General features: G+C 46.4%; 12 protein-coding genes. 8 read left to right on the top strand and 4 right to left on the bottom strand.

Annotation, left to right across the window (positions count from 1 at the left end):
• Nucleotides 1-338: 338 nt before the first annotated feature.
• The gene (locus AYJ58_RS21325) at nt 339-2,138 is read left to right on the top strand and encodes an ABCB family ABC transporter ATP-binding protein/permease (protein ID WP_106651644.1); all 1,800 of its coding nucleotides are present in this window, start codon (nt 339-341) and stop codon (nt 2,136-2,138) included.
• 77 nt (nt 2,139-2,215) lie between these two features.
• Nucleotides 2,216-2,476 carry a hypothetical protein gene (locus AYJ58_RS21320; RefSeq protein WP_106651643.1) on the top strand — a complete coding sequence of 87 codons (261 nt, stop codon included), beginning with the start codon at nt 2,216-2,218 and terminating at the stop codon, nt 2,474-2,476.
• A gap of 164 nt (nt 2,477-2,640) precedes the next feature.
• On the opposite strand, the gene AYJ58_RS21315 is transcribed toward AYJ58_RS21320, so the two are convergent.
• The 3 genes from AYJ58_RS21315 to AYJ58_RS21305 form a co-directional block, all read right to left on the bottom strand.
• On the bottom strand, nt 2,641-2,850 hold the full coding sequence (locus tag AYJ58_RS21315; protein ID WP_006084154.1) for a hypothetical protein: 210 nt from the start codon (nt 2,848-2,850) through the stop codon (nt 2,641-2,643).
• 151 nt (nt 2,851-3,001) lie between these two features.
• Nucleotides 3,002-4,492: an FMN-binding glutamate synthase family protein gene (locus tag AYJ58_RS21310; RefSeq protein ID WP_106651642.1), complete on the bottom strand. Its 1,491-nt coding sequence runs from the start codon at nt 4,490-4,492 to the stop codon at nt 3,002-3,004.
• An 11-nt stretch (nt 4,493-4,503) separates the two neighbouring features.
• Nucleotides 4,504-5,121, bottom strand: coding sequence for a histidine phosphatase family protein (locus AYJ58_RS21305; protein ID WP_106651641.1), 618 nt, complete (start codon nt 5,119-5,121; stop codon nt 4,504-4,506).
• A gap of 226 nt (nt 5,122-5,347) precedes the next feature.
• Between AYJ58_RS21305 and AYJ58_RS21300 the strand changes: the two genes are divergently transcribed.
• The 3 genes from AYJ58_RS21300 (at nt 5,348) to AYJ58_RS21290 (ending at nt 7,505) form a co-directional block, all read left to right on the top strand.
• Entirely contained in the window at nt 5,348-5,965 is a 618-nt protein-coding gene (locus AYJ58_RS21300; protein ID WP_106651640.1) for a DUF5610 domain-containing protein, read from the top strand.
• A gap of 112 nt (nt 5,966-6,077) precedes the next feature.
• A complete protein-coding gene (locus AYJ58_RS21295) occupies nt 6,078-6,827 on the top strand; it encodes a ferredoxin--NADP reductase (RefSeq protein ID WP_106651639.1) in 750 nt (249 codons plus the stop codon).
• 81 nt (nt 6,828-6,908) lie between these two features.
• Nucleotides 6,909-7,505 carry a glutathione S-transferase N-terminal domain-containing protein gene (locus tag AYJ58_RS21290; RefSeq protein WP_106651638.1) on the top strand — a complete coding sequence of 199 codons (597 nt, stop codon included), beginning with the start codon at nt 6,909-6,911 and terminating at the stop codon, nt 7,503-7,505.
• Nucleotides 7,506-7,519: 14 nt separating this feature from the next.
• Here the strand turns inward: AYJ58_RS21290 and AYJ58_RS21285 are convergent, their stop codons facing one another.
• Nucleotides 7,520-7,930 carry a hypothetical protein gene (locus tag AYJ58_RS21285; protein WP_106651899.1) on the bottom strand — a complete coding sequence of 137 codons (411 nt, stop codon included), beginning with the start codon at nt 7,928-7,930 and terminating at the stop codon, nt 7,520-7,522.
• A gap of 219 nt (nt 7,931-8,149) precedes the next feature.
• On the opposite strand from AYJ58_RS21285, the gene AYJ58_RS21280 reads away from it, so the two are divergent.
• The 3 genes from AYJ58_RS21280 to AYJ58_RS21270 all read left to right on the top strand — a co-directional run bounded on the left by AYJ58_RS21280 (nt 8,150) and on the right by AYJ58_RS21270 (nt 11,922).
• On the top strand, nt 8,150-9,157 hold the full coding sequence (locus AYJ58_RS21280; RefSeq protein WP_106651637.1) for a Fe(3+) ABC transporter substrate-binding protein: 1,008 nt from the start codon (nt 8,150-8,152) through the stop codon (nt 9,155-9,157).
• 84 nt (nt 9,158-9,241) lie between these two features.
• Complete coding sequence (locus AYJ58_RS21275) at nt 9,242-10,873, top strand: ABC transporter permease (protein ID WP_106651636.1); 1,632 nt, start codon at nt 9,242-9,244, stop codon at nt 10,871-10,873.
• The gene (locus AYJ58_RS21270) at nt 10,873-11,922 is read left to right on the top strand and encodes an ABC transporter ATP-binding protein (RefSeq protein ID WP_106651635.1); all 1,050 of its coding nucleotides are present in this window, start codon (nt 10,873-10,875) and stop codon (nt 11,920-11,922) included. The genes AYJ58_RS21275 and AYJ58_RS21270 overlap by 1 nt, the downstream gene beginning before the upstream one ends.
• Nucleotides 11,923-12,005 lie beyond the last annotated feature (83 nt).

Raw genomic sequence — 12,005 nt, 5'->3', positions numbered from 1 at the left:
CTAAAATAATCAACAGCAGCAAGGTTGAGCTAAGCTTTTCCCATAGCAAACTTGTCTACATTTATACGGTGCTGGGCGCAAGCAAAACGCAAGCTATGGGTATTTGTGCCTGCACTGAAATCAGTATAAATTCATTTATTGTGAATATGCCAGTGTAATACGTAAGTATGACAGCTTGGCTTTTCATCGAATCAGAATAGCAGTGCATTGTGTCGTGAATAAGTCTATTTGTCTGTCAGAAAAATCTGATTGATTTTATTCAAGCTTTGCTCGTTTCGTTTAGCTTAAGTCTGGTTTGTACTGTTACAATTGACATAACTCATTCAAGGTTATGTCCTATGCGCCCAACGTTATATTTTGAAGGTCCAGTCGATAAATTAAACTGGCACGTCATGAAACTGCTTTGGCCTTACTTATTGGAATACAAAGGTCGGATTGCGTTGGCGATGTCCTGCCTCATCATCGCTAAGTTGACCAGCGTGGCTCTGCCTTTTATTTTAAAGCATTTGGTTGATACCTTAGACGCCGATAAAACCGCGCAAGCCCTAAGCGTACCCGTGGGATTAGTGTTGGCCTATGGTGCGATTCGTTTACTGACAGCGATTACGGGCGAGATCCGCGATACTTTGTTTGGCCGGGTGACTGAGCGGGCGATCCGCCGTTTAGGCTTAGCGGTATTCGACCATTTACACCGACTAGATCTCGATTTTCATCTAGAACGCAAAACCGGCGGCCTATCCCGTGATATTGAGCGCGGCACCAGTGGCGTGAGTTTCCTCATGCGGTTTATGGTGTTCAACATAGTGCCGACCTTGCTCGAAATTGTCATGGTGATTGGCATTTTCTTCTATAACTATGGTATTGCGTTTGCGGCAATCACCTTTATTGCTGTGCTGGCTTATATTATTTTTTCTGTGGTCGCGACCGAATGGCGCACTGAGTATGTACGTGATGCCGCCAAGGCTGATTCTTTATCAAATACCCGGGCGATTGATAGTTTGCTGAACTATGAAACCGTTAAGTATTTCAATAATGAGAAGTATGAATCGCAGCGCTACGATCAAGCGCTCGAACAGTGGGAAGTCGCTAAACGTAAAAACCGCTTATCTTTGTTTGCGCTCAATGGCGGACAAGCTGTGATTATCGCCCTAGCGATGACAGCTATGATGGCGCTGGCGGCATACAGAGTTACCTATGGCGATATGACCTTAGGCGATTTTGTGTTGATTAATGCGTTTATGATGCAGCTCTTTTTACCCCTTAACTTCTTAGGTTTTGTGTATCGCGAAATACGCGGCGCCTTAGCCAATATTGAGCGTATGTTTAGCCTACTTGATAAACATCCTATGATAGTCGACTTACCCCAAGCACTCGATTTTCAACCCACTAAGGGTGAATTGATATTTGAAAATGTTAATTTTAGCTACGATGAGCGGCAAATTCTGCGGGACGTGAGCTTTAAGGTTGAAGCCGGTAAAAAGGTGGCTGTTGTAGGTGATAGTGGCGCAGGTAAATCGACCCTGATTAAACTGCTATTTCGATTTTACGATGTGGACCAAGGCGCGATTAAAATCGATGGACAAGATATCCGTCATCTGACGCAAGATGCGCTGCGACGGGCCATCGCTATCGTGCCGCAGGATACTGTGCTGTTTAACGATTCATTAGTTGAGAACATACGTTATGGCCGCCCAAGCGCGACGGATGAAGAGGTGCGCAACGCGATTAAATTAGCGCATTTAGAGCAATTTATTGCATCGCTTGCCCTTGGGTGGGATACAAAGGTGGGTGAACGCGGCTTAAAGCTCTCTGGCGGAGAAAAACAGCGGGTTGCGATAGCCAGAGCCATTTTAAAGGGCTCGCCCGTGCTAGTGTTTGATGAGGCAACATCCTCACTCGATAGCCGCTCCGAGCAAGCGATTTTGTCGGCACTGCGGGAAGTCGCTAAAGGGCATACTAGCCTTGTGGTGGCACATCGATTATCTACGATTGTCGATGCTGACCAAATCGTTGTATTGAGCCAAGGTGAAATTGTTGAGCAGGGTAATCACCAGACTTTGCTAGTGGCAAATGGTCTATATGCCAAATTATGGCGGATACAAAATGAGCAGCAACATACTCATCTGAGCAGTGAATAGCGCAATACAGTTCAGTCTTTATTCAGCTTCGGCTCTCTATACTCAAATGCCAACACATCAATCGGAAGAGATCTGGCATGGAAAATATTGCACTGAGAGTGAACATTGAAGGCAAAGAAGAAAAAGTCGCCACTGATTGGTTTGCCATCATGGCGACATTGAAAAAACGTGGTGTTGATTATGATTCGCTGCAACGTATTCATGCTGAATTGAATGCGGGTCTACTGGTGACGACTCGGTGTCTTACTTTGGCTAAGGTCAATCCAGAGATGGTACTTGCGGGCGTGATCCGCGATATGCATGTGCCGACAAGTGACTACATGATGAGCATGCGCTAAACATCATAGACAATGCACTAGAAAATGCGTTAGAAAGTCAGCGTTTGATGAGAATATGAGAGGGTAGTGGTGAGCAACTATTCTCGATGCTCAAGGAAGAGTCATTTTGCTCTAACGTTTTATATCTTGTTTAAGACCAATTGTTTAAGGCCAATAGTGCCGAATTAAGCTACGCCATTCAGCTTGCCAGCTTTCCAACCTTCGCATAAAAGATTCAATTTAGGCGCTGACTCATCGATCAAGGTGAGTCGAATGATCTGTCCTTCACGAAAACACACAAGCTCGCCTTCGATCTCAGTCAGGCGATTACAGCTCTTACAGCTCGTGCTTACAGTTTTACTGGCGGGCAGTTGGCTTACGAAGCTAGATTTCAAAGTGTTTCCTTAAGTTCAATTGTGGGTAAGGTATTTGAATAACGCCTCACCTCACGGATCTTACCTCTTTTGTGATACGCATTCAAATATACCTTATGTAAAACTCATATAGACAAAAGTTGTACTGGCTAATCACCGCAAGGGTTTGCGGCTATTTATCCATGTGCGAATAGAATTTGTCGAGTGAGATAGATAAACCGCTATCGAGCACAATTCGTACATGTGAAGGCTTAAGTTGTCTTGGCTCTGTCACACCGCAAGAGTGCGCGATTAGCCCTAAGTCATGGTGTAAATTATGATTATAGTTAGCGACCCGCGTCGATTTATCCCTAGGATTTAGCCCTTGTTGTAGTTTTGGATTATGCGTAGTAATACCCGTTGGACAGGTATCTTTATTACATTGCAAGGCTTGAATACAGCCGAGGGCAAACATGTTGCCACGGGCCGATGCGATAAAATCAGCACCTAATGCCAAAGCCCAAGCGACTCTAGATGGGACGATAAGTTTACCTGAGGCAATGACTTTGATGCGTTTACGCAAGCCGCGTTGGATCAAGATATTGACTAGAATAGGTAAGCTTTCTTTCAGCGGTAATCCAACATAATCCATTAACGGTTGCGGTGCTGCGCCCGTGCCACCATCGGCGCTGTCTAAGGTAAAAAAGTCGGGGGCAGAGTCTTCGCCGCGGCGTTCAATTTCATCACATAAATCTTCCAGCCATTGTACATCACCGAGTACGGCTTTAATGCCAGTAGGTTTACCTGTAACTTCACGTACTCGTTCGACCATATCCAAAATGTCGTTCACTGACTTAAATTCGATATGGCCATTGGGGCTGATTGAGTCGTGTCCCTCAGGAATGCCGCGAATATGGGCAATTTCAGCATTCACTTTAATACCGGGTAAAATGCCACCTTTGCCTGGTTTTGCCCCTTGACTCATTTTGATTTCGAACATTTTGACTTCGGGATGAATCGCTATCGCCTTCAGTTTTTCATCATCTAAATGCCCTTGTTCATTGCGAACGCCGTATTTGGCCGTTCCAATTTGAAAGACGAGATCGCAGCCGCCTTTGAGATGATAAGGACTCAAGCCACCTTCACCCGTATTAAGCCAGCAACCCGCCTGCGCTGCACCATGGGAAAGGGCGGTGATAGCTGGGCGTGATAGGGCGCCAAAACTCATGGCTGAAATATGGCAAATGGCTTGAGTGGTATAAGGTTGACGACAGTGAGTGCCAATCGTCAGCGGGTGAATAGGAGTAATATCTTCATCTTGGGTCGGGAAGGCGGTATTCATAAACATGATAGTACCGGCAGTATCCAAGGGGCGAGTCGAACCAAAGGCTATGGTTCTATCAACATTTTTAGCGGCGCGGTAAACCCAGCTGCGTTCAGCACGGTTGAAGGGCAATTCTTCCCTGTCTTGGGCGAAAAAGTATTGCCTGAAAAACTCACCTTGTTTTTCGAACAGATATCGAAAACGACCAATCACGGGATAGTTATGCCTTACTGCTTGTTTAGTCTGCATTTTATCTGCGATATACATGTAAATAACGGCAAGTACTGCGAGGCCTATGACGATCAAAAATAGTCCTGAAAACAGATCGAGTCCCCACATAAACCAATTGAGTTCACTCATGTCATTTATCCTTATTCTTGTCCGTAACGGGTGGCGATCAAGCTCGCGGGTTGGCCATCATTGAGAGAGAGCAAAAACAGCTGGCTGTAGTCCTCTTCGCCGATTTCTTGGACCTCAGGTCCACCAAGGGCTTTGATGAGCAATGGCACTGTGTTTGAATGACCAGCGATGAGCGTATTACCTCGTACCGCATGCACTTGTTCGACAATCAGCTGAATATGTTCTTCGATAGGTTTGGCTGCCTCGACTATCGTCACGGGCAAATGGCGAGCCTCGGCGATAGGCGCGAGTGTTTGCTGGGTTCGCTGGTATTGAGTCGCAATGAGCTGTGACAACGGCGTGCGGCTCAAGGCGGTGATCAGTGATGTTGCGCGCATTTCTCCCTTGGGCGATAACTGCGGGTCATTGGCTGGTGTGTCGGCTTTTTCGGCATGTCTGACTAAAATGATTAGCCTATTTTCCGCATGGGCTGGGTTAATTGGAGCTAGGCCAAGACAAGTGAAGAACACAAGACCAGTGAGCAGACTAAGGCGCTTAATATTGATGCTCATATAGTGCTCAGTACAGCGTTTAAGTATTTGTGTAAACGCGTGAAAGCGGAAATGACTCAAACTGCGGCCTACTGCCATGGTGTAACATCCTTTTCTATTAGCTTTTGTCTAAGCTCGACGATAATAATGATCTGCATGCGGGTGTATTGGCACTTTATGCAATTTATACAGAATAAACCCACTCAATATATACGGGCCTTATCATGGCCTTGTGGTCACGATGGTACTTCAATTCTAAAAATTACTAAAGCTGGTTAAATTTTGGTCGATAATAAAGTCGACCCGAATTGAATGGATAGTCATCATGGAAATCAATAAATCCCCTCAAGTGCAAAGTACCCCTTTGCCGCAGAAAAAATATGCTGAAAATACGGCGCCTAAGGGTACCGAAGTGAGTGATTCGAAGGATGTGAAAGTCACACTTAAACAAACGGCATATCAGACAAGTAAGTTATTAATGAATCAAGCAATTCTATCTGCGCAGCAGGAAGTGAATATCAAGTCTGGCGATCAGTCTATGACTTTACTCTATCGTGCCGCTATCGATGCGATAGACAAAGAGCTAGCGCCTACTATGGGCGAAAACGCGACTCAAACCGCTTACGATAATGGTGTTGATATGTCACCAGAGGCCACAGCCGATCGTATCGTGAGTTTTGCGACTAAATTCTTTGGGATTCATCAGCAGCAACATTCAGGTATGAGCTTAGATGAGCAGCTCGATAGTTTTATGGGGATTATTGGTGGTGCCATTGACAACGGTTTTAAAGAAGCGAAAGACATTCTGTCTGGCCTTAAAGTGTTGCAGGGGGATATTGCCGATGGTGTCGATAAAACCTATGGTTTAGTGCAAGAGGGACTACAGGCCTTTAGAGATAGTTTTAACAAGAAGACAGATGAGGCAAAATCGAGTGCCACTTAATGCTTTATTGTTTTCGGTTCTATCATCATAAGCCCCTTACATAAGGGGTTTTTGTTATGCGGAAAAAAGTCTATGCTGGAAGCCTATTTAACGTTTCGCTTGAGGGTAAGCTATGTGGACTAGGGGACAAGTTATAGAACGTATTGATTGGAGCGATAAGTTATTTTCATTGCGCATCGCCGCCGAGTTAGCCCCATTTATTGCTGGCCAGTTTATCAAGTTAAGTCAAATGCAAGATGATAAGCGTGTAGCCAGAGCATACTCCTTAGTCAATTCTCCCGACAAACCCTATGCCGAAGTGCTCGCAGTCGCGGTAGAAGACGGCCTGTTATCGCCGCAATTGCAAAACCTTGGCATAGGCGATGAAATTGAAATTACCTCAACCGCGACTGGTTTTATGACCTTAGCGGAAATTCCTAAGGGTGAACTCCAAGGCAAGCACTTATGGTTTTTGGCTACAGGTACTGCAGTAGGACCATTTTTGTCTATGCTCGATACCCATGAGCCTTGGGAGCGTTTCGAAAAAGTCGTACTTGTGTATGGAGTGCGCGAGGCGCAGGATTTGGCGTATCTTGATAAGCTGCGTGAGTTAGAGCGCACATACCCAGCACAGTTTACATTAGTCTTGAGTGTGACCCGTGAACCCTTTGCCGATGCGTTGCAGTGTCGTATACCCGAGGGCCTGGTCTCGGGTGAGATTGAAAAAAAGGCAGGAGTAACCTTAAGTGCTGCTGATTCCCAAGTTATGATTTGTGGCAATCCCGGAATGATCAATGGCGCGCAAAGCGCCTTACTCGATAAGGGATTAGTGAAGAATTTACGTCGTGCTCCCGGACAAATTACCGTAGAGAAATATTGGTGATCCCATTTTATATGGGTGGGAGCAAGCCGTTTTCGCTCCTAAATAGCCATAGCGTTTAATGCAAATATAAGGAAATTTTTGATGAAGTTGTTAAGTTCTCAAGCTTCACCCTACGCCCGTTGTGTTAGAGCCTTAATCCAGTATTTAGGAATTAACAATATTGAAGAGCAGCTAGTCAATCCCTTTGAAAACAGTGCCGAATTACTCGATGCCAACCCGCTAGGACAGATCCCATGTCTTATTACCAACGATGGCGTGGCACTATTCGATAGTGAAGTGATTATGCGCTACCTAGATGCTGAGCTTGGCGATCGTAAGATGTTTGGCATCTCAAGTCATAACTGGGTGTTGGAGTGTCAATATTCTTTGATAAAAGGCTTAATCGATAGCGCGGTAAAATTGCGCCAAGAGCAGATGCGTGAAGATGAAGGGGTGAGATCGGCTTTTTGGACGGCTCGCTTTGAACAAGCATTGCTGCGTGGTCTTATGCAGGTTGAACTGCAAACCGTCATCACCCAAACCACGATTCAGGCACCGCAATTAGCCTTGATTTGCTTGCTTGATTATGTGGACTTTAGACATCCAGAGTTAGATTGGCGCAAGGTTGCCCCTGCGACGGCACTTTGGTTTAGTGAGATGCGTAATCTCCCCGCGTTTATCCAAACCCGTCCCCAATAACTGGATGGAGATGCTCAGCCATCGGTTGCGCGTCTTCCCTTTGGTCTATCACGGCGGTTTTGTTCTCCAAAAGCGCCGAATAATTCCCGTGTAACCCCATATTCGACTCTACGGTCATTCCCTATTTGGCGCCTATCTTCATGGTGTTGATAGCGACATTGGCACTGGGTCATAGTGCATTCTTCCATCGGGATTTCCGGTGCATCCTTCGATAAAAAACGTTTTCCAGACAGTGTTTCAGCCTGCTCACAGCAACTGCCGTCATTCACTATGCTTACACTGTGAAAATGATTATGCGGCTTAGTTCTATCCGCGTGTTGATTTACCGCTTTAGCATAGTGTCTATGCCGCTTGTGACCAGTATTGAGTTTAAATAGGCCAAATAACGCTACTGCGACTATACCTAGTAGCAAAACAGTTAACATGACGCCTCCTGAAAGCATTTTAAGCAAATTAAGGTTCAGTTTAGTTTGATTTGAGATAATCGCCAGTTTTGAGTTTAAATTCATTAAAAACAAAAAGTTAAATGGACTATTGCTCTCTGCATATCCATCTATTACTCTTGCGCTACTGATAAGCATTATCATTAATGCGGCCATGTTCACACTCGCTGAACATATCATCACTTTGGGGAGAAATTGGTAATGAAATGGGTAACTTGCGCGGCTATTGTTGGGTTAATGTCGGTTGGGCATTCAGCGAATGCAGATGATAAATTAACCGTTTATTCTTATCGTCAAGCCTTCTTGGTGGAGCCTATCTTGACGCGTTTCACCGAAGAAACCGGCATAGGTGTTAATTTGGTCTTTGCAAAAGATGGTATTGCCGAGCGTCTTGCCCGTGAAGGCCGTTTATCCCCAGCAGATTTGGTGCTGACCTCTGATTTCTCGCGTCTAGTTGAATTAGTCGATAAAGATCTGACTTCACCAGTTAAAAATACCCAACTCGAAAGCAACATTCCTGCTCAGTATCGTGACCCCGATGGCCAGTGGTACGCCCTGACCATGCGAGTACGAAATCTCTATACGGCGAAAGACCGTTTAGGGCCGCAGCAAATCACCTATGAAGAACTCGCCGATCCTAAATACAAAGGCAAAATCTGTACCCGCAGCGGTAAGCATCCATACAACATAGCATTAGTGGCGTCTATGATTGCTCACCATGGTGAAGCTGAGGCTAAAACGTGGCTGACCGGTGTGAAGAGTAACTTAGCGCGCAAGCCACAGGGTAACGACAGAGCCCAAGTGAAAGCGGTAAAAGAAGGCTTATGTGATATCGCCATAGGTAACAGCTATTACTACGGCAACATGATGCAAGACCCTGAGCAAAAAAGCTGGGCCGAGGCCGTCACGATTAACTTCCCGAACCAAGCCGATCGCGGTGCTCATGTGAACGTTTCTGGCATGGTGTTAACTCGTCATGCGCCTAATAAAGCCAATGCGATCAAATTGATGGAATTTCTATCCGCCGATGTGGCTCAAAAGGCTTATGCTGATGTGAATATGGAATACCCAGTGAAAGCCGATGTGGCACCTTCAACCTTAGTAGCTTCATGGGGCGAGTTTAAGTCGGATCAATTGCCTATTTTCAAACTGGCAGAATATCACCAAGCGGCGGTTAAGTTATTAGATGAAGTGCAGTTTGATCTCTAGCATTTGACGTTAAGTACGAGTGACAAATTGCAGAATTAGGTTATCAGCGCCATTGATTGGCGCTGTAACTTTTTAAGGATTGACATGATTTTAGGATTAGCCAGAAGCTGGTCGCTTGCTGGTTATGCGGTGGCCACCCTGCTGGTGCTGCCACTGGTTGCGCTGATATTGCAGGCTTTGCAGCCTGACGAAGCCGTGTTTGGCCACTTGATGGCAACTGTCCTGCCAACTTATATTATCAACAGCTTATTGCTGATCTTTTGGGTGAGTTTAGGCGCGTTATTACTCGCGTTACCCTGCGCTTGGTTGATGGCTCGCTGTGAATTTGTCGGCAGGCGCTACTTGCAATGGGCGCTATTACTGCCCCTCGCTATGCCGGGGTACATTGTTGCCTACGTGTATACCGATTTGCTCGATTATGCGGGGCCAGTACAGCGTAGTTTGAGATCGATTTTTGGTTGGAACTCACCGCAGGATTATTTCTTCCCCGATATTCGCACCTTAGGCGGCGCGGCGTGCATGTTGTCGCTAGTGTTATTCCCCTATATTTATCTATTGGCGCGTACCGCCTTTATGGAGCAATCCTTAAGCTTGGCCCATGCATCAAGGATCATGGGATGCTCGCCGTGGCAGAGTTTTTGGCGTTTATCTTTGCCCATGGCAAGGCCGGCCCTCGCGGTTGGGGTGGCTTTGGTGGCGATGGAAACAGCCGCCGATTTTGCGACGGTTAACTATTTTGCCGTGCCAACCTTAACTACGGCCGTGTATGACACTTGGTTGGGCTATGGCAATCTGACTGCCGCCGCTAAGTTGTCGGCGATTATTTTGCTGGTGGTGTTTTGCTTGATTGGGCTTGAGCGTTTTGCCCGTCGTAAACAGCAGTTATTCCAAAAACAATCGCGCATCCAAGCCAGTGACTTGTATCGACTCTCGACAGCGCAAACCACAGTTGCACTGAGCTTTTGCGTCGCTCTGCTGTTATTAGCCTTTTTATTGCCCTTTGGCATTTTAATTTCCTATGCTATTGGTTACTTTGAACAAAGCTGGGATGGGCGCTTTTGGCAATTAAGTCTTAATAGTCTAAGCCTTGCGCTGATCACTAGCTTAATCTGTTGCTTAATCGCTTTGCTGCTCATGTTTGTACGCCGGATAAGCCCAAGGCCCAGTGATGTCTTGCCCTCACGTTTAGCCTCGACGGGTTATGCCTTGCCCGGCACTGTGCTCGCAATCGGCGTATTAGTGCCGCTCACTATGCTCGATTTTACGATAAACGATCTGGCGGATTTACTTGGTTTAAATGGCCCTGGGCTTATTTTAACGGGCAGCGTAGTGGCATTGATTTTTGCTTTTTGTGTGCGTTTCGTGGCAATTGCGATTGGCAGTGTTGAAAGCAGTTATAAACGCATCTCGCCATCGCTAGACATGGTGAGCCTGACCATGGGGCAAACTCCTAGGCAACTTTTGCGGCGGGTGCATTTGCCTCTACTTGGCAAGGGATTGTTTGCTGGTGCATTATTAGTGTTTATCGAAAGCATGAAGGAACTGCCCGCGGCGTTATTGCTGCGGCCTATCGGTTTTGAAAACCTTGCAACTTATGTATTCCAGTTTGTATCCGATGAAAAACTCGAGCACGGCGCCTTAGCCGCGATTGTGATTGTGCTGGTGGGCTTAGTACCGCTGATTTATTTAAACCGTTCATTGGAGCACCACAGCTGATGACAAACACGCTCAAACTCATGCAAGTTCATAGCGATTATCAGGGCCAGCAAGTTTTAAAGGGGTTGAGTTTGGCCCTAGAACAAGGAGAGATTCTTGCTCTGTTAGGCCCCAGCGGTTGTGGCAAGACAACCTTATTACGAGCCGTGGCGGGGTTACAGGCGATTAGCCAAGGTGAAATCCAGATAAATGGCCGTGTTGTAAGTGGCGACAGTCAGTTTGTGCCTAGCGAGCAGCGTGGTATCGGCATGATTTTCCAAGACTATGCGCTTTTTCCCCATTTAACTGTGGCGGAGAATATTCTTTTTGGCGTGGATAAATTGTCGGCCGGCGAGCGTCAGGCACGGTTGGATGAGATGCTAACCTTAGTCAAACTCGAAGGCTTGGCTCAGCGTTATCCCCATGAGTTATCTGGCGGTCAACAGCAGCGCGTCTCGATTGCGCGGGCACTTGCCTATGAGCCGCAGTTATTACTGCTCGATGAGCCTTTTTCTAATATCGATGCCCAAGTGCGTTACGAGATGATGGCGGAAATTCGCAGTATCTTAAAACAGCGTAATGTGAGCGCGGTATTTGTCACCCACAGCAAGGATGAAGCCTTTGTATTTGCAGATACTTTGGCGATTTTTAATCAAGGCATTATAGTGCAGCATGGCAGCGCTGAAGCCTTATACGCCGCGCCCAATAGCCGTTATGTGGCGGACTTTTTAGGTAGCGGTAATTACTTACCCGCCGCAGTGCTCGATGGACACAGAGTTGCCACTCCAATCGGCCACTTAACCAGCCTCACACCATTAGGGTTGCCGAGCGAGTTCAGCGGCACGGTATTCTTGCGCCCGCAGCAATTGACGCTCAGTGCCGATGAGCAAGGTGTGGGCACGATCACAGAGCGGCGTTTTTTAGGCGCTTTTTGTCATTACTGGGTCAAGATTGAAGCCGCCTCCCATGCATATTATGTCGAAGTGCGAAGCCAAATGATGCAGCTCACTATCGGCCAAAAAGTCGGGGTTACGACAGAGCCGCACTCGCTGGTACTATTTGAATCTTAGGCATATTGATATTGTGCAGAGCCAATCTAAGCCGTCAGGTATTAATGCCATGGTGATAAGCTATCACCAACGAAAGTATGACA

It is taken from the genome of Shewanella sp. Pdp11, from assembly GCF_002838165.1.
Lineage (GTDB): Bacteria > Pseudomonadota > Gammaproteobacteria > Enterobacterales > Shewanellaceae > Shewanella > Shewanella hafniensis.
This window is presented reverse-complemented; position numbering and strand designations above follow the sequence as displayed.